Genomic DNA, 17334 nt, shown 5'->3' on the forward strand with positions numbered 1-17334 from the left:
ACGCTACCGACCCCGATCCGGGTCAGGCGGCAGCGTCCGTGTCCGTAGCCGCCGAGTCCGCACGCTCTGCCGTGGCGAGCGTTCGGGTGAAGAGCAGCAGCCACCCGACGACGAGGCCCGCGCAGACCATCTCGTGCGTGGCGAGGGTGTAGTACCCGATCCAGAACAGGCTCGCGGAGAAGAAGATGCCGGCCGCCACCGTGTACGCGAGCGCGATCATCGGCCACCGCAGGCACGGCAGCACCCAGTGCAGGCCGAGCAGGAAGGCCCCGAAGATGATCGCCATGCCGATGGCGAAGATGTTGTGGCCGACCTGGCTGAAGGTGACCGGCACCAGCGCAGCGCCGAGGAAGCACGCCGCCAGCGCGAGGAACACGAAATAGACGATGAGCGCACTTGCGCGCGTCACTCGGGACTCGGTGCGCGCCCACGCCTGCAGACTGGTCAGGAGGTACATCGCGAGCAGCGCCGTCACCCCGCCCGCGAGGATCAGCGTCGCGTTGAACACGGCGGACGTGATCCCGCCCCGTCCGCCGAGTTCGCTGAAGTTGAGCCGGTACCACTCGTCGTCCTGCGTCGTCGCGACACTCACGGTGAACCCGGTCGCCACGACGGCGAACAGCAGCAGCACGAGCCGTGTCGCCGTGACGTGCGCGGCGAGCGCGAACGCCGTGTACCCGCAACAGCCGGCCACCAACGCGACGATCATCGTCGCCGTCAACGTGTCGACCGCGGCACCGGGCCAGATCATCGACGCGGCGTTGAAGAGCATCCACTGGACCATGCCGAACACCGCCGCCAGCGAGGCCGCCACAGCTGCGGTCATCCACGCCCGCCGAGCACGCGTGACACCTTTCAGCCATGCCTGCCGCGGATCGCGGGCAGCCAGGCGATAGCTGACGCACGCAGCCGCGAGCGTGACGGATGCCGCGACCACGATGCCCGCCGCGCCGACCGACGCCCCTTCCCACACGAGTGCGGTGCGGCCCCAGAATCCGAGAGCTCCCGCGGCGAGGCCGATACCGAAAGCGAGAGCGGCGACGACGATCGCCCGGGCCTCGGTGCGCACGGCGAAGCGTCGCGCTTCGACCACGCCGTCACGGTGCAGCTGCTTCTCGACCCGTACCGCGGCAGCTTCGAGGCGTGCTTCCTGCGTCCACGCGCCGCGTGCCATGGCTTGATTGTCCACCCATCACGGGCCCTTCGGGCGGTGCCGGGATGCGCGATCATCCGTCAGGCAGACCTGATGGGACACGGATGCTGCGGGGGCCCGCAGCATCCGTCATCAAGAGCGTCGCCCCACCCGCGAGGGCGCGGGGGTACGTTGAGGCTGTGGATGGATCGCCCTCCGCACCAGACTCCCGCCCCGAGTCGCTCGAGCTCACGGAAGGAAGCCCGCGCCCGTCAGACACCGAACGCGAGCTCGACGAGCTGCGCGCACGGGCGTATGGTCCCGAAGCCGACATCGAAGGGGACCCGGCGGCGATGGCCCGGCTGGTCGAGCTGGAGGCGGCTCACCTGTCGGCCGTCACGGCGGTGCGAGCCGGTGGATCGGCTGCCGTCGCCGCGCCCGTCCCGGCAGCGACGCCGGCGGATCCTGCGGGAGGCATCACGCCGGCGACCGCCCGCCGAGGTCCGGGACGAGGAGGGGCCATCGCAGGGGCGATCGTCCTCGTCGTGGTCGTCCTCGCGGTCGCCGCGTGGAACCTCGTGCCGCGTCCGGACGCGACGCTGAAACAGATCGAGGTCGAGGCGAACAGCGACATCATCCGCGTGCTGAGCGCCCAGGGGAGGGGGCCGGTTCCCTCTACGCTGCGCCGGTTCGAGCCATACCACGACGTGCGCGTGTGGTCGGTCGAAGACCACGCAGGAAAGGTCTGCTTCATCGTGTGGGACCTCGCCGTGAGCGGCAGGTTCTCCATCACGTGCGCCCCGCCGGGGACAGAGGTCGCCCTGACGCTGAGCGTCGCGTCGGAGGGGGACGAGTTCGGGCGATGGCTGCTCGACGGGAGCGAGGTCGTCTTCCGATTCCGCGAGGACACGGTCGACGTCTTCGTCCGGCCTCCTGATCGCTGAGCGCCGTCAGCGTCGCTCGGCGATCGCCTGGACCTGCCAGTCGTGGGCGACGAGCCGATCCAGCGGCGCCGGCGGATCGATGCGCGGGTCGTCGGGCGCGCGTCCGCCGCGCAGGGCCTCGACGTACGCGCGGTCCTCGGCGATGCGGGGGTGCAGCTGTCCGGGTGCCAGAGCACGTGGTCCCAGTCGGGGTGCATCGAGAAGGCGGCGATGACGGGCGATCCAGCCCGCGGCCCGCGGCGTGAGACGATGCACGAGATGGATGCCGCGACCCTCGACGAGCTGCGCACGCTGCGCGCCCGCGCCTATGGCCCCTCCGCCGACATCGACCAGGATCCCGCCGCGCTGCGGCGACTCCACGAGCTGGAGGGGCGCCGGGGCGCGCCGGACGCCGCCGTGCCGGTCGAGCCGTCCGGGCATCAGGCGCTCGTCCAGTCCGAGCCCGTGGAGGCGCCGTTGCTGCCCACGGCCGACGACGGCGCAGAGATCTTCGCCGTCGATGAGTCGAGCGCGACCGAGCCGGATGTTCCCGTGTCCGCCCGGGCCCGAACGTCCCGCCGTCCATCGAGCCAGACGGTGGCGCTCTGGACGCTCTCGGTCCTCGGGGCCGCGGCCCTGGCCTCCGGGCTCACGTACTCGCTGACGTCCGCGCCGCCGGTCGCCGCCCCGAGCGGTGCGACGCAGATCGACACGCTCGAGCCCGATCCGTTCATCGAGGTCCCCGTGGGCTGGTTCGGCGCCGGGCCGAGCTCGATCGCCTTCGAGTACTACGGCCTCACCATCTTCGAGAGCACCGGTGGCTACGCCGCGGTCGGGACCGACTGCTTCGCCGTGGTCGCGACCGAGCAGATGCCCGAGCTCGACGCTGACACGAACTCGTGGTCGATGTCGGGGATCATGTACAACGGCTGCCGTGCGGGCGCGTTCCCCGCCACCGTGCAGTTCGTCGTCGACAGCAACGCGCCGCAGCAGCTCCGCGACCGCTTCCCCTCCGACAGCGCGCTGCAGTTCGTCTTCGACGGCAGCCGCGTCGGCGTCTTCCTCGCGCCCAGCGAGTCCTGACCCGCGTCAGTCCTTGCGGCCGGCGACGCCGAGGAAGCGGATGAACACGGCGATCCAGCCGAAGATCAGCGCGAACACGATGATCTCGAACGCGGTCAGCGAGAAGTAGCCGACGGCGGGGATGAACAGGATCACCGAGGCCGCCATCGCCGCGAGGAACGCCCACGACGCGACGAAGTAGGTGCGCGGCATCCCTCGGAAGAAGCGCGGCCCGCCGATGAGCAGCACCAGGTACATCACGGCCATGCCCGATGCCGAGAGGTTGTGTGCCGGCATGTTCACGTCGACGGGGAAGATGCCGACGCACGCGAGCATGATGCCCATGATGACGAAGAGCACCGGCACCGTCCGCATCCCGCGGGGGTTCTGGAGGATGCCGGCGTCGGTGAGCTCGCGCATGTCGTTGGCGACGTAGACCGCGAACGTCGTCACGAGAAGGCCGGCGGCGATCAGGGTGCCGTTGAAGACCCAGCTCGAGAGGTCGTCCTCGAAGGTGCCGAGGTGACTGAAGTGGATCGTCCACCACTTCGGGTCGGGCGTCGTGACCATGGCGGTGAGCGTGCCGATCGCGATGAACGTGAGCAGGAGCGACGACATGCGCTGCGTCGTCATCGCCGACACCGACAGATAGACGAACCACGTCGTGAGGCCGAGCGTGACCGCCATCAGCACGACTGCCCAGAACGTCACGATCGGCAGTCCGATGAAGCCCATCGCGAGCACGCGGTACAGCGCATACACGGCGACGAACGCGAGCGCCGTGTGCACGATGACGACCGACACCGTGTTGACGATGTACTTCCACGACGGCAGCGACTGCCGCCACTGCTGGCCGGGCCGGTCGCGGGAGCGCCAGTACTCGAGCGTCGACGCGACGGCGGCGACCACCGCGGCGCCGCAGGCGGCCCAGACCGAGAATGAGTCCGCGACGCCGGCGAGCTGCAGATCCGGGGCGAAGATCCCCACCAGCAGGCCGTAGATCGCGCCGAGGATGCCGGCGGCGAACGCGGCGTAGACCGCCTCGGATTCGGCCCGGCGACCGGGCGACGGCGCGGCGTCCGGCAGTGGCGAGGTGTTCACGGTGCTCACGAGGTCAGAGTACGACCGCGTGAGAACCTCGAGGGCGATCGGCGGAAGAAGATTCGGTCACAGAATCCTCAGGCCTCGCGCTGGAGCCACGGCCGCAGCATCCGTGTCACCCACGGGAGCACCGCGTACGTCATGACGGGGGTGAGCAGCACCGTCGAGAGCAGCACGCGAGCGATCAGCGGCCACTCCGCGAAGCCCGGGACGAACCCGAGAAGCCACGACGCGAGGAGGTTCGTGGGGAAGAAGCCGAGCCAGATCGTGACGGCCTGCTTCCAGCGCGGCGGAGCGGCCGGGATGGGCTGCTGCACCGGGCCGGTGACCGGTGGAGTCGCGTGACCCGGATGCCTCGACTCGACGTGAGTGGCGAACGGCGCGTCGAACCATCCCTCGATGCCGGTGCGTCGCTCGACCCTGACTTCGCTCGCGAAGGCACGGCCGGAGTCGAGCCACCATGACCGCTGCGGCGAATCCTCCCAGGCTTCGAGGGTCGGGATGTCGCGGAAGCGGTAAAGCATGTACCAGAGGTCGCTGCCTTCGCCGGCGCGTACCCAGCCGGAGCCGAGGAACCCCGCGAAGCCCGCGGCGAGATCGGTGCCGGCTTGCATCCAGCTCGTGGCTTCGACGGTGCGAGAGGGATCGATGCGCCGTTCGATCGCGACGGTGATGGGATGGGCCACGGGTTCTGCCATGCCATCCATTCTGCGGATGCCGGAGCGGTGGTGGTCACCTGGACGGGTGCGGGCGCGGGTGCGTAGGCGAGGGCGCGCGGCAGCGACAGCAGCCAGATGCCCATCGTGACGAACGCGACGAACTCGAAGAGCGCGAGCGTGATGAAGCCGGCGGTGAGCACGCCCATGCCGGCGACGAGCAGGGCGACGCAGAGCCCGGTGACCGCGCGGAACCGTCGGCTGCGACCGGGGATCGCAAGTCCCGTCGCGACGGTCGAGACGAAGGACAGCCCGAGCGCGGTGGCGATGAGGTCGTGCCCTACCGGGCTCACCGGGATCGGCACGAGCCCGACGCCGGTGAGGAAGAGTCCCGCGGACACGATCGATCCGCGGAACGCGCGTGATGCACGAGGACGGATGCCGCTGGGCAGGGCGACCGCGATCAGCACGCCGTAGACCGCGAGGAAGAAGCCGGAGAAGATCGTGATGCTGTTGAAGGTGCGGCCCGAGAAATCGGTGTGGGTGCCGAGCTGCGAGAAGTGGAGCTGCCACCACGTGGCGTCGTGCGTCGTCAGGATCGCCACGGCGACCCCCACCGGGAGCGACAGCACAGCGAGCCGGCCGATGCGGTGGGCGATGTACCCGTTGTCGCCATTCGACGCCGCCGGTCGGGCCGGGGTCGTGGCGACGGTGGTGGTCGTGACGGTGGTGGCTGTGGCGGTGGCCGCGAGGGCGGTGGTCGTCGTCGCGGACAGGGATGCTGCGTCCGTGCTAGTGCTCGTCGCGGCGTGCGAGAGCACCCGCGCCATGGCGGGGTCGGGGTCGACGCGGGTGAGCGTCGACGCGTTGACGGCCACCTTCGCGCGCGACGGCGAGACGGTGACCGGTGGAGCGTCGGAAAGGGTCGTGGGAGGCATTCGACTCACGATCGGTTCTGCACGGCGTGCCCGAAGCCGGACATCCTCCCAAAGAACCCCCGGTCCGGGGCCCGTTGGTCAAGACGGCAATTCCCCAGTTAAGCGGCGAACCGCCTACCTGAACTGTATCCCGCCGAGCAGGGAAAGCGCTGGTCGATGGTATATGGCGTCTCCGCGGTGGAGGTATCGTGCCCCGGGTACGCTGGACGGGCCGGTTCACGCGCCGCGCCGCGTGGACGGCGCGGGGGTGCCGCGGACCCGCACCTGGAGGAGCCGGATGCCCAAGAACAAGAAGCCCGGCGGCGGCCGCGCGGCGAAGAACTTCGACCCCCGCTACAACCCGAAGTACCGCGCGGCGAGCGAGGGTCGCGACGCCCAGGGCGGCAAGCGCCGCCCTGGCGAGTCCTCGGCAGGCAAGCCCGGCAGCCGCAGCACCGGGCACCGCGGACACCGCGCGGAAGCTCCGGATGCCGCGGCCCCGAAGCGCCGCTGGAGCGAGCAGGAGCGCGCGGGCCGGGATGAGGCTCGAGCGATCCGGACCCACTCGCGGGACGACCGCGGGCGACCGGGGCGCGACCGCGACGACCGCCGTGATTCGGGACGCGGCGAGGCACCGCGCCGTGACGCCGCCCCGCGCCGGGACAACGCTCCGCGCCGGGAGGAGGGTGCGCGGCGGGATGCCGCGCCGCGCCGGGACGAGGGTGCGCGGCGGGATGCCGCGCCGCGCCGGGACAACGCCCCGCGCCGGGCGGAGCCGGCTCGCCGCGACGTGGTGCACGAGCGGCTCGAGGCCGCAGCGGTCGCGCCTGACGAGGTGGGGGGCGTGACGTTCGCGGACCTCGGCCTCGGGCAGAACATCGTCAAGACGATCGCGGAGCTGGGGGCGCTGCATCCGTTCCCCATCCAGGCGGCGACGATCCCGGCGATCCTTGCCGGTCGCGATGTGCTGGCGCGCGGGCGCACCGGGTCCGGCAAGACCATCGCGTTCGGCGCGCCGCTCGTCGAGAGCGTGCTGCGGTCGCAGGCGCGAGAGAAGCGCGACTTCGGCCGTCCGCCGCGCGCGCTGATCCTGGCCCCCACGCGCGAGCTCGCGCTGCAGATCGACGCGACGGTCCAGCCGATCGCCCGCAGCGTCGGCCTCTTCACGACGCAGATCTACGGCGGTGTGCCCAAAGCGCGTCAGCTCGGCGCGCTGAAGAGAGGCATCGACATCGTCATCGGCACGCCGGGGCGCATCGAAGACCTCGTGGAGTCGCGCGCTCTCGACCTCTCGCAGGTGCGCATCGCGGTGCTCGACGAGGCCGACCACATGTGCGACCTGGGCTTCCTCGAGCCGGTGCAGCGCATCATGCGTCGCACGTCCCGTGACGCGCAGCGCCTGCTGTTCTCGGCGACGCTCGACGGCGAGGTGTCGTCGCTGGTGAAGGAGTTCCTCAGCGAGCCGGCGGTGTACGAGGTCGCCGGCGAGACCCAGCGCACCGGCACCATCGATCATCGTGTGCTCGTGGTCGACCATCGCGACAAGCGCGACATCCTGCGCACGCTGGTCGATCGCAGCGGCAAGACGCTCGTCTTCACGCGCACGCGCGCGTTCGCCGAGATGCTCGCCGACCAGCTGGACGACGTGGGCATCCGCGCTCTCGCGCTCCACGGCGACCTCGACCAGGCCCGCCGCACGCGCAACCTCGAGAAGCTCACGTCGGGCCGCATCGACGTGCTGGTGGCGACGGATGTCGCGGCCCGCGGCATCCACGTCGACGACATCGATCTGGTGGTCCAGGCCGATGCGCCCGACGAGTACAAGACGTACCTGCACCGCTCCGGCCGCACCGGGCGTGCGGGACGCTCGGGCACGGTCGTGACGCTGGTGACCCGCGCGCGCCGCGAGCGCCTCGCCGACCTGCTCGAGCGCGCCGACATCGAGGCGCCGTTCGACGAGGTGCGCCCCGGCGACGACCTGCTGGAGGAACTCGCCGGACGCTGACGTCACGCGCTCACCGCCCGGACCGGGCCGCGAACCCTTCGAGCAGCTCGGCCGCGGGCGGCGCCCCGCCGAGAGACCTGAGCTCTGCGGCGACGCGGGCGGCGGCATCCGTCCCGCCGGGGCGCCCGCTGCCGCTTCGCCCGGGGCGGGCGCGGGTCGGACCGAGGGCGCAGCATCCGCGGCCGCGTCGGGCGGGGGATCAGGCGATGGGCGCCGCGCCGATCGAGGCGATGAGCTCTGGGTCGCCGCCGAGGGACGTGAGGCGCGCGCGGAGTGCGACCTCGGCGCGGCGGTAGGGCTCCTCGCTCGTGTGGAGCAGTGAGCGGGTGTTCGCCGCCTCGAGGAACGACACCATCTCGAACGTGAGCTGGCGCGCGTCGTCGAGGAGGGGCAGCTCGCCGGCGGCCATCGCGTGCTCGATGCTCACCGTGAGGTAGTCCTCCCACTCGCTCGACGCCGCGACGATCGCGTCGCGGACCACGCCCGGCTTCGCATCGAACTCCACGGAGGTCGCGGCGAAGAAGCATCCGCCGCGGAACACGCGATCGCGGGAGTAGGCCAGCCAATCGCCCAGCAGCGTGCACACGCGGACGAGGCCGCGGGGGGTGCGAGCGCGGGCCGGCGCGACGACGCGGTCGATGAAGACCTCGCGGGCGGCGGCCACGACGGCGAGCTGCAACTGCTCCTTCGAGCCGAACAGCGTCGCGATGCCGCTCTTGCTGTGGCCCGAGGCATCCGCCAGCCGCCCGATCGTGAGGCCGTCGAGGCCGTCGACCGTCGCGGTGTCGACAGCGTGCGACAGCACGGCGCGCCGCGACTCGTCGCCTCGGAGGCGGCGTCGGTCGATGGGGGCTTGTGTCACATATCGAGATTACCGTACGATCGTTCGTATTCATAAGTACGATCGTTCGTATTCTTCTGATCGGAGCATCATGAATCTCGCACTCGCCGCCGCAGGCACGTCCGTTCGCGCTGCGGCCGCCTTCTCGCCCCGGTGGGGAGCCGCCGTCGCCATGCCCCTCTTCGGTCATGTCGCGAAGCCGCGACCCGTGCACGCCGACGACGAGGCCACGCTGCTGCGCGCGCGCCCGAGTGCGGTGCGCATCGCCGGCATCGACCGCCGCGGTGTCGACGTCGACACGTTCGCGTGGGGCGACGGCCCGCGCACGGTCGTGCTGTCGCACGGCTGGAACGGCCGGGCCAGCCAGTTCTCTGTGCTCGTGCGCGATCTCGTCGCCGAGGGGTATCGCGTCCTCTCATTCGATGCGCCCGCCCACGGCGGATCGGGAGGTCGTCGCACCTATCTCGTCGACTGGCTCGACGTGTTCGCCGCGCTCCAGGAGCGCCACGGCGGGTTCGATGCGATGGTCGGGCACTCGTTCGGCGGCCTCGCGACGCTCGTGGGTGTCGCGGGCGGTATCGATGCGGCGCGCGTCGTGACCATCGCCGCGCCCGCCGACGCCGACCTGCTGCTGAGCCAGTTCCAGGGCATGCTCGGCTACTCCGACGCGGTCGCGGCGAGCATGCGCGAGCGCTTCGCGACCCGGTACTTCCCGGGCGAGCCGGACCCGCTCGCGTGGCTGTCGGGTGTGCGGCGCCCGCTGCCAGGCGGGGTGCCGCTTCTCGTCGTCCACGACCACGGCGATCGCATCGTGCCGTTCGCCGAGGCGGGGCGGGTCGTCGCCGCCAACCCGGGGGCGCAGTTGCTCGCGACGAAGGGCCTCGGGCACAACCGCATCCTCACCGAGGACGCGGTGCTCGATGCCGTGCTGGACCACGTCCGCACTCCGCTCGTCGACGTCGAGCGGGTCGAGGCCGAACGTGTCGAGGTCGCGGAGTTGGGCGCGGTCGCGGCGTAGCAGCACCGCGTGCGCAGAATCGGAGGTTCTGTGCGACGCGCCGGGACACGGATGCTGCCGCTCGGCGCGTCGCGCGAGACCTCCGATTCTGTGCGCACAGATCTCGGCCGTTCGGCACATCTGCGACGCAGCGCGCAGCGGCGAGTACTCGCCGGGCGGGGCTCAGAAGAGCCGAGCGGATGCCTCGGCCCCAGGCAGCGACCGGGAGGACGCCGCCCGCAGCGACGTCGCGGCGGCACGCCCGCGCGAGGTCGTGATGATCGGCGGCGCGCTGCGCGCGTCGGCTCGATCGGCGAGACCCGCCACGGGCGCGCCGCGCGGATTCTCTTCCTCGGACTGCCCGTCGAGGCCGTGCACGCGCAGCAACGGGCGCACCCGCTTGGCGAGCCACGAGCGGTATGCCTTCGGCGCGTACGCCGTCGCGCCGGGGTAAAGCCCTCGATATGACGACACGAGCTCGGGGTGCCGCTCGGCAAGCCACTCGAGGAACCACTGCTTCGCGCCGGGCCGCAGGTGCAGTGCGCCATAGACGACCCGCACCGCTCCCGCCGCCTTGATGCGGGCGAGTGCGTGGTCGATCGCCGCGATCGAGTCGGTGAGGTGCGGGATGATCGGCATCAGGAACACCGTGACGCGGAATCCCGCCTCGGTCGCCGCGCGCACCGTCTCGAGGCGCGCGGCCGCATTGGGCGTGCCGGGTTCGATGAGATGCTGCAGCTCGTCGTCGAACACCGCGATCGACATCGCGAGCGTCACGTGCACCTGGCTCGCGGCATCCTGCAGCAGGGGCAGATCCCGCCGCAGCAGCGTGCCCTTCGTGAGGATCGAGAACGGCGTGCCCGACTCGGTCAGGGCCGACACGATCCCGGGCATCAGCTTGTAACGCCCCTCCGCGCGCTGGTACGGATCGGTGTTCGTGCCGAGCATGACCGGATCGTGCTGCCAGCTGCCCCGGCGCAGTTCCTTTCCGAGCACCTCGGCGACGTTCACCTTCACCACGACCTGCGTATCGAAGTCCCGGCCGGCATCGAGCTCGAGGTACTCGTGCGTGCCCCGCGCGAAGCAGTAGACGCATGCATGACTGCAGCCCCGATAGGGGTTCACTGTCCAGTCGAAGGGCATCGCGGAGGCGCTCGGCACGTGGTTGAGGGCCGACTTGCAGAGCACCTCGTGGAACGTCACGCCCGCGAACTCGGGGGTCGTCACCGAGCGCACCAGACCGTTCAGCTGTTCGAGGCCGGGCAGGGCCGCGGCATCCGCCACGCCCAGTTCCTGACCTTGCCACCGCATGCATCCATGAGAACAAAGCTTCGAACTTAAGTCAAGACGGATGTCGTCGTGTCTAGAACATCGACGAGACGGACGCCGCTTGCCTGGCCAAACCGGCCGTCGCGGGTGAGAATGGCTGACGTGACGGAGCCTGGCGGGCTCGCTACCCCCCGAGCCGCCCCCGAGACTCGTCGTGCCGCCCGAGCGATGCGCGAGGAGGCGGCGAGGCGTGCCCGCGAAGCGGAATCCGCCCCCGCCGATGCGGCCGCTCCCGTCGCCGATCCCGCCGACGACGTGCGGGCGTCCGAGCTGCCGAGCGACGAGTTCGCGCCGGGTTCGATCCCGGCCGGCGCGCCGTCCACGCTGCCGCTGGATCTCCGCCCGACGGGCGCCCCGGCGCACCGCACCGACTCGACGCCCCACCGCATTCCCGAGGCGCGCGTGCGCGGACGCCGCCGGGCGGTGCGCTCACCCCGCCCCGTCGTCAGCGAACGTCGCGCGGCGCGCGCGGCCGAGCTGCTCGAGGTCGACGAGAGCGCGCAGCCCGTCCGGCATGCGCGGCCGCGTCGACTGACCAAGCGGCTGATGCTGGTCGCCGGGCTCGCGACCGGTGCGGCGCTGCTGCTCGGGTCTGCGGCGATGACCGCGATGATGCTCCCGTCCGAGCCGCAATCCGTCGGTGCCGACGCGGCGCCGACGATGACGATGGAGCTGCCCGAGATCCAGCAGCTTCCGGTTCCCCAGGTCGAGGAATCCCCGCCGGCGGCCGACATCTGCGCGCTTCCCGACGTGGCCGCCTCTCTCCAGCGGGGCGACGACGAGGCGGCGATCGTCGCGGCCGGCGGCGGCGAGGCGTTCCGCGCCGCGGTCGTCGAAGGGCGGGCTCCGTGCGTCGACCTCGGCGACTCCGCCCGCGTCTGGACCGTCATGGACAAGATCCGCCCGGCCAGCCCGATCGACTATCGCCCCGGCGCGCTCGTGCTCCCCGACGGGGTGCGCAACATCGAGGGCGGCGCGCTGCGTTCGGACGCGGCATCCGCTCTCGCCTCCCTCGCCACTGCCGCCCGCAACGCGGGCGTCGGCGAGATCGCGCTCGAGAGCGGGTTCCGCTCGTACGAGACCCAGCAGCAGACGTACGGGCGCCACTTCGCCGAGAAGGGCGAACGCGCCGACCAGGTGAGCGCGCGGCCCGGTTACAGCGAGCACCAGCTGGGACTCAGCGCCGACGTCGTCGCGTGCGCCGGCTCGTGCGGCACGCTCGACCAGCTCGCCGCGACGCCGCAGGGCCAGTTCGTCGCCGAGCACTCGTGGGAGCACGGGTGGATCGTCCGCTACACAGAGGGAGCCACCCCCGTGACCGGGTACCTGCCCGAGCCGTGGCACCTCCGCTACGTCGGCCACGAGCTCGCGAAGGCCTATCACGAAGGCGGCTGGACCTCGCTCGAGGAGTTCTTCGCGCTCGACCCGGCACCCGACTACCTCGGCTGACGTCGGGCGTCGGCGCTACGCTGCGGATCACGGATGCCGCGGCTCACAGCATCCATCACGGTGAAACTGAGTACCATATGCCGTGAGATGCAATTCCACCGGGGGTGCGTCTCCACACAGACTCGAGGATGAGAGGAAGGCGCATCATGGAGCGCGAGATCTACGACGAGGACCACGAGGCGTTCCGCGATGTCGTCAAGGAGTTCGTCAAGCGCTACGCGTCGGACGAGAAGCGCAAGCAGTGGGACGCCGCCGGCGAGATCGACCGGGCGACCATGCTCGCCGCGGGCGAGGCCGGCATCATCGGCCTGTCGGTGCCCGAGGAGTTCGGCGGCGCCGGCATGCTGCAGGACTATCGCTTCCGCTCGATCGTGCTCGAAGAGACCATCGGCGCCGGCCTCGGCTCGCTCGCCGGCGCCCTCGGCATCCAGGATGACCTGGCCGTGCCGTACATCGTGCACATGGGCACGCAGGAGCAGAAGGAGAAGTGGCTCCCGGGCATGGCGACCGGCGAGATCCTCGGCGCCCTCGCGATGACCGAGCCCGGCGCGGGCAGCGACCTGCGCGGGATCAAGACCACCGCCAAGCGGGTCGAGGGCGGCTACGTCGTCAACGGCGCCAAGACGTTCATCTCGTCGGGCAAGACCGCCGACATGGTCGTGACGTTCGTGAAGACCGGCGAGGGCAACCGCCCCGACGCGTTCAGCCTGCTGATCCTCGAGGACGGCATGCAGGGCTTCGACCACGGCAAGAAGCTCGAGAAGATGGGCTTCCACGGCTGGGACACCGCCGAGCTCTCGTTCACCGACGTCTTCGTGCCGGAGGAGAACCTCATCGGCGGCACGGAGGGCCTCGGCTTCATCCAGCTCATGATGAACCTGCCGCTCGAGCGTCTGTCGATCGGTGTGGCCGCAGCGGCAGCCGGCGAGGCCGCGTTCGTCTGGACGCGCGACTACGTGCTCAGCCGTGAGGCGTTCGGTGAGCGGATCGCCGACTTCCAGAACACCCGCTTCAAGCTGGCCGACATGGCGACGACCGTCGACGTGATGTGGGCCTACGTCGACCGCGCGATGCTGCTCTACAAGGACCAGAAGCTCACCGCCGAAGAGGCGGCGAAGGTCAAGTTCTGGACCACCGACCGCGAGGCCGAGCTCCTCGACGTCGGCGTGCAGCTGCACGGCGGCTACGGCTACATCACCGAGTACCCGATCGCCCGCGCCTACCTCGACGCCCGCGTGCACCGCATCTACGGCGGCACGAACGAGATCATGCGCGACCTGGTCTCGCGCCAGATCGTCGGCAAGCGCTGACGCCTTCTCGACAACGGATGCCGCGACCCCGCGCCTCTTCGAAGGCGCCGGGTCGCGGCATCCGTCGCGTGTGAGCGTTCCTTCCGCAGTCACCTTCGGCGGGTGCAGTTCGATCCGACCCGCACGAAGTGACTGCGGAACTCAGTGCTGGCCGGCGGGACCCGCACCGCGGCCGAGGCCACGCGACGCCAGGCCGCGGCGACGCGCGAGCTTCGCGACGCCGGCCCTGCGGAGACGGTCGGCCACGAGGATGCCGAGCGCGACGCCTGCGACACAGCTCGCGATCGTGAGGGCGAAGAAGGTGATGAGGGCCCACGGCTCCATCGCCCACAGGTTGAACGAGGCGGCGGCGAGAAGTGGGTAGATCGCACCCACGAAGACGGCGCCGGCGTAGTACTGCCAGGTCCGCCACGAGCGGTACAGGGTCACCAGGAACGCGAGCTCGGCGAAGAACGCCCACCAGATCGCCGCCCCGAGGAACGGGAACACGACGAGCCCCGAGATCACGCCCACGAGGATGCCGGCGAACGGGCGCTCGAGCAGGCGCAGCGCGACGGTGGCCGGCAGGAGCCAGAGACCCGCGATCGCGACCGAGACGAACGGCACCGTCGCGAAGAGGACGGTCGAGATCCAGCCGGCGCCCCACAGCATCACACCGCCGGCGACGCCGATCGCGGCGCACGTCAGCAGGTACGCGGTGGTCGCGCGACCGCGGGGGCGGCGCGGGGGCGTGGGGGTGACGATCGTGTCGTCCGCGCCGCTCACGAGTGGGCCTCGGCGGTCGCACGCCGGGACTTCGGGGCGGGCGACGCGGCTCCGACGCGCCAGTAGCCGCAGAAGCTCACCTGGTCCTTCGGGACGCCGCACTCGCCGACGAGGTGCCGGCGACCCTCGGTCGCGAGGGCCTGCTCGCCGACGATGTACGCGTGGGATGAGGCATCCGGGATCGAAGCCTGGCGGAGTGCCTGCAGCGCCAGGGTTCCGGGCTTCACATCGTGGTCGCGGACGATCCAGCGCACCGTGACGCCGGCGGGATGCGGGAAGTCGAGCGCATCCTCCGCGGAAGGCACTTCGACGATCGCGAGACCGGTCGCATGCGACGGGAGCGCCGCGCAGATGCCGGCGATCGCCGGCAGGCCGGTCTCGTCCGAGACCAGCAGGACGCGGTCGGTGCCGCGGTCGGGGTTGAAGGTGAGGCCCTCGTCGATCACGACGACGCTCTCGCCCGCCTGGCACGACTCGGCCCAGCGCGAGGCGGGTCCCGCGGTGCCGTCGGCGGCGGAGCCGTGCAGCACGAAGTCGACGTCGATCTCGGCGCCCGTGGTCGCCGTGGCGGGGCGGAACGCCCGCACGGTGTAGTTGCGCATGACCGGCCGGACGCCGTCGGGGATGCGGAGGTACTTGAGGTACCCGAACATCTTGTTCGCCTTCGCGGGCAGGCGCTCGAGGCCCTCGTCACCACCGAGCGGCAGGAACAGGCGGAACCACTGGTCGTAGCCCATCGGGCGGAACCGATCGATCTCGCCGCCGCCGAGCGTCACGCGCAGCCAATGCGGCGACAGGCGCTCGGTGCGCAGCACCGTGAGGTGCACGAGCCCCTGCGTCTCGGGCTTGACCAGTCGGGGATGAGCCATGTCGGTGCTCCTTGTCGGGAGGGCGAGGGGGTCAGAGGCCCCAGGGGAAGAAGACGGCGAACACCGCGGCGGAGGCGAGCCAGAAGGCGAGCACGAACACGGTGTCGCGGACGCGCCACGGCACGAGGTATCGCTCGGTGCGGTCGGGGTGGGCGCCGAACGCACGGGCGTCCATCGCGAGGGCGACGCGCTCCGCGTGGCGGATGGCGCCGGCCATGAGCGGCACGACGTAACCGAACCAGCGGGCGATCGCGGCGAACGGCCCGCGCCCGCCGTGGGCGCCGCGCACGCGGTGCGCCTGGCGGATGACGTCGAGTTCGTGCCCGAACCTCGGGACGAACCGGAACGCCGCCAGCGCCGTGTACCCGATGCGGTACGGCACGCGCAGCTGTTGCACCGACGCGCGCACCAGGTCGGGTCCGGTGGTCGAGAGCCCTGCGATGAGTGTGAGGCCGACGATCGCCGCGAGGCGCAGACCCGTGGCGAAGCCCACCTCGAGCGCGCCGCCGTACATCGTCCAGCCGCCGATCTGCCACACCACGACCGACTGGTCGACCCGCGACGCGTCGGTCCACAGTGCGAAACCGAAGCCGATGACGAGCGCGCTGAGGGGCAGCGCGAGGAACAGGATCGCCGCGAGGCGCCGGGTGAACGACACCCCCACCAGCAGGACGACGTACGCGAGCGCGAGGAACGCGGCCGGCGTCGCGGCATCCCGCACGAACACCAGCAGCGCCATCGCGGGCAGCGGCGCGGCGAGCTTCGCGAGCGGGTTCATCCCGTAGAGGAAACGGACAGCGGATGCCTCGACCCGCCGCGCGTACGGATCGAAGGTCGAGTGCGCGGCCGTCGCCGCGGTGAGCGGGCCGGTGTCGGTCACGCGGCACCTCCCGTGGCGTGCGGGGCCGGGGCGGTCGTCGGCGTCGATCCGGTTCGCAATTCAGGATCGTTGGGGCGCGGGAGGTCGATTCGGGGGGATTCGACGGCGTCGGTCCTGAATTGCGAACGCGACGGGGCGAGGGGCGCGGGTGCGTCGGGCAGGTCGGCGAGGCGGGCGATGCCGGAGAGTCCGGGATGCCGCTGCACGGCCTGCAGCGCGCGGCGCAGGGGTGGCGGGCGCAGTCCTGCGCGGGCGATGAGGGCGTCGTCGGCGAAGACGTCGGCGGTCGCGCCCTCGGCGAGCACTCGGCCGTCGGCCAGCACCACCGTGCGTTGCGCGTAGTCGGTCACGAGCTGCATGTCGTGCGTGACCACGATGATCGTGGTGCCCTCGGCGTTGAGCTCCGACAGCAGCGAGAGCAGCTCGTCGGCGCGGGCGCGGTCCTGACCGAAGGTCGGCTCGTCGAGCACGAGCACCGGCGCGCCGGCCACCAGCGCGGTGCCGACCGAGAGCCGGCGCTTCTGCCCGCCCGACAGCAGGAACGGATGGCTCTCGGCCTTGGCCGAGAGGCCGAACCGCTCGAGCAGCGCCTGGGTGCGCATGCGAACCTCTTCGTCCGGGAGGCGCTGGCGACGCAGGCCGTGCGCGATCTCGTCGAACACGCTGTGCGCGATGAACTGATGCTCGGGGTTCTGGAACACGAAGCCGATGCGCGAGCTCAGGGTGCGCGCGTCGGAGCGGCCGACGTCGAGCCCGTCGACGTGCACGGTGCCCTTGGGCGGTGAGACCACCCCGGCGAGCGCCTGGATGAGGCTCGTCTTGCCCGCGCCGTTCGCGCCGACCACCGCCACGAAGGCGCCTCGGGGCACGTCGAGGTCGACGTCGTGCAGGACCTCGGTGCGGCTGCGGCGCAGCGTGAGGCTCCTGACGCGGATCAGCGGTGCATCCCCACCCCTTTTCGCGGATCCGGAACTCGGAGATTCGTCGCGTTTGCGGAGCGCGGCGGCCGCAGCATCCGGAATCGGTGCGATTGTCCGAATTCCGGATGCTGCGGAGAGAGGCACGTGCGAAACCCCGGCGGGAGCGGGGGCGGGAGCG

The 17334-nt window shown here is 71.3% G+C and carries 16 protein-coding genes and 1 pseudogene; 6 read left to right on the plus strand and 11 right to left on the minus strand.

All coding sequences use genetic code 11. The features are described 5' to 3' along the window. Positions 1-22: 22 nt before the first annotated feature. Positions 23-1174 carry a hypothetical protein gene (locus RS82_RS02165; RefSeq protein WP_045296606.1) on the minus strand — a complete coding sequence of 384 codons (1152 nt, stop codon included), beginning with the start codon at positions 1172-1174 and terminating at the stop codon, positions 23-25. A gap of 158 nt (positions 1175-1332) precedes the next feature. On the opposite strand from RS82_RS02165, the gene RS82_RS02170 reads away from it, so the two are divergent. After that, the gene (locus RS82_RS02170; RefSeq protein WP_045296607.1) at positions 1333-2076 is read left to right on the plus strand and encodes a hypothetical protein; all 744 of its coding nucleotides are present in this window, start codon (positions 1333-1335) and stop codon (positions 2074-2076) included. A gap of 6 nt (positions 2077-2082) precedes the next feature. Here the strand turns inward: RS82_RS02170 and RS82_RS21615 are convergent, their stop codons facing one another. Further along, positions 2083-2331 carry a hypothetical protein gene (locus RS82_RS21615; RefSeq protein WP_045296608.1) on the minus strand — a complete coding sequence of 83 codons (249 nt, stop codon included), beginning with the start codon at positions 2329-2331 and terminating at the stop codon, positions 2083-2085. Positions 2332-2334: 3 nt separating this feature from the next. Here RS82_RS21615 and RS82_RS20560 point away from each other — a divergent pair, with 3 nt between their 5' ends. Beyond that, complete coding sequence (locus tag RS82_RS20560) at positions 2335-3138, plus strand: hypothetical protein (RefSeq protein WP_052676654.1); 804 nt, start codon at positions 2335-2337, stop codon at positions 3136-3138. Between the two features lie 6 nt (positions 3139-3144). Here the strand turns inward: RS82_RS20560 and RS82_RS02185 are convergent, their stop codons facing one another. The 3 genes and pseudogenes from RS82_RS02185 to RS82_RS22015 all read right to left on the minus strand — a co-directional run. Next, a complete protein-coding gene (locus RS82_RS02185) occupies positions 3145-4227 on the minus strand; it encodes a DUF998 domain-containing protein (RefSeq protein WP_045296609.1) in 1083 nt (360 codons plus the stop codon). 68 nt (positions 4228-4295) lie between these two features. Then, positions 4296-4925: a putative antibiotic biosynthesis monooxygenase gene (locus tag RS82_RS02190; protein ID WP_084695413.1), complete on the minus strand. Its 630-nt coding sequence runs from the start codon at positions 4923-4925 to the stop codon at positions 4296-4298. 134 nt (positions 4926-5059) lie between these two features. Then, positions 5060-5812: pseudogene (locus RS82_RS22015) on the minus strand (hypothetical protein); the annotation flags it as partial. A 277-nt stretch (positions 5813-6089) separates the two neighbouring features. Between RS82_RS22015 and RS82_RS02200 the strand changes: the two are divergent. Then, positions 6090-7796: a DEAD/DEAH box helicase gene (locus tag RS82_RS02200; RefSeq protein ID WP_045296610.1), complete on the plus strand. Its 1707-nt coding sequence runs from the start codon at positions 6090-6092 to the stop codon at positions 7794-7796. 199 nt (positions 7797-7995) lie between these two features. Here the strand turns inward: RS82_RS02200 and RS82_RS02205 are convergent, their stop codons facing one another. Beyond that, complete coding sequence (locus tag RS82_RS02205; protein ID WP_045296612.1) at positions 7996-8658, minus strand: TetR/AcrR family transcriptional regulator; 663 nt, start codon at positions 8656-8658, stop codon at positions 7996-7998. 70 nt (positions 8659-8728) lie between these two features. Between RS82_RS02205 and RS82_RS02210 the strand changes: the two genes are divergently transcribed. Continuing rightward, positions 8729-9655, plus strand: a complete 927-nt coding sequence (locus tag RS82_RS02210; protein WP_052676655.1) for an alpha/beta hydrolase family protein — start codon at positions 8729-8731, stop codon at positions 9653-9655. A gap of 162 nt (positions 9656-9817) precedes the next feature. Here RS82_RS02210 and RS82_RS02215 read toward each other — a convergent pair whose 3' ends face one another. Beyond that, on the minus strand, positions 9818-10945 hold the full coding sequence (locus RS82_RS02215; RefSeq protein ID WP_045296614.1) for an Rv2578c family radical SAM protein: 1128 nt from the start codon (positions 10943-10945) through the stop codon (positions 9818-9820). Between the two features lie 120 nt (positions 10946-11065). Here RS82_RS02215 and RS82_RS20565 point away from each other — a divergent pair, with 120 nt between their 5' ends. Together RS82_RS20565 and RS82_RS02225 are read left to right on the plus strand one after the other, a co-directional pair. After that, positions 11066-12412, plus strand: a complete 1347-nt coding sequence (locus RS82_RS20565) for a M15 family metallopeptidase (RefSeq protein WP_169748667.1) — start codon at positions 11066-11068, stop codon at positions 12410-12412. Between the two features lie 146 nt (positions 12413-12558). Continuing rightward, a complete protein-coding gene (locus tag RS82_RS02225) occupies positions 12559-13722 on the plus strand; it encodes an acyl-CoA dehydrogenase family protein (RefSeq protein ID WP_045296615.1) in 1164 nt (387 codons plus the stop codon). Between the two features lie 141 nt (positions 13723-13863). On the opposite strand, the gene RS82_RS02230 is transcribed toward RS82_RS02225, so the two are convergent. From RS82_RS02230 to RS82_RS02245, 4 genes are all read right to left on the minus strand, one after another. Next, positions 13864-14487 carry an ECF transporter S component gene (locus RS82_RS02230; RefSeq protein ID WP_245619490.1) on the minus strand — a complete coding sequence of 208 codons (624 nt, stop codon included), beginning with the start codon at positions 14485-14487 and terminating at the stop codon, positions 13864-13866. Continuing rightward, entirely contained in the window at positions 14484-15356 is an 873-nt protein-coding gene (locus tag RS82_RS02235; RefSeq protein ID WP_045296617.1) for a siderophore-interacting protein, read from the minus strand. The genes RS82_RS02230 and RS82_RS02235 overlap by 4 nt, the downstream gene beginning before the upstream one ends. Positions 15357-15387: 31 nt before the next feature. Beyond that, positions 15388-16236: an energy-coupling factor transporter transmembrane component T gene (locus RS82_RS02240; RefSeq protein ID WP_045296619.1), complete on the minus strand. Its 849-nt coding sequence runs from the start codon at positions 16234-16236 to the stop codon at positions 15388-15390. Beyond that, positions 16233-17334 (minus strand): energy-coupling factor ABC transporter ATP-binding protein (locus RS82_RS02245; protein ID WP_157005309.1); only part of this gene is annotated, 1102 nt, incomplete at its 5' end. The genes RS82_RS02245 and RS82_RS02240, both read right to left, overlap by 4 nt.

The sequence above is a fragment of the Microbacterium trichothecenolyticum genome, from assembly GCF_000956465.1.
Classification (GTDB): Bacteria; Actinomycetota; Actinomycetes; order Actinomycetales; family Microbacteriaceae; genus Microbacterium; species Microbacterium trichothecenolyticum.

Bases quoted from the DNA above. Each gene is read 5' to 3' on its own strand.
- RS82_RS02165 (WP_045296606.1), bottom strand. From the start codon at position 1,174: ATGGCACGCGGCGCGTGGACGCAGGAAGCACGCCTCGAAGCTGCCGCG.
- RS82_RS20560 (WP_052676654.1), top strand. From the start codon at position 2,335: ATGGATGCCGCGACCCTCGACGAGCTGCGCACGCTGCGCGCCCGCGCC.
- RS82_RS02190 (WP_084695413.1), bottom strand. From the start codon at position 4,925: ATGGATGGCATGGCAGAACCCGTGGCCCATCCCATCACCGTCGCGATC.
- RS82_RS02200 (WP_045296610.1), top strand. From the start codon at position 6,090: ATGCCCAAGAACAAGAAGCCCGGCGGCGGCCGCGCGGCGAAGAACTTC.
- RS82_RS02210 (WP_052676655.1), top strand. From the start codon at position 8,729: ATGAATCTCGCACTCGCCGCCGCAGGCACGTCCGTTCGCGCTGCGGCC.
- RS82_RS02215 (WP_045296614.1), bottom strand. From the start codon at position 10,945: ATGCGGTGGCAAGGTCAGGAACTGGGCGTGGCGGATGCCGCGGCCCTG.
- RS82_RS02225 (WP_045296615.1), top strand. From the start codon at position 12,559: ATGGAGCGCGAGATCTACGACGAGGACCACGAGGCGTTCCGCGATGTC.
- RS82_RS02235 (WP_045296617.1), bottom strand. From the start codon at position 15,356: ATGGCTCATCCCCGACTGGTCAAGCCCGAGACGCAGGGGCTCGTGCAC.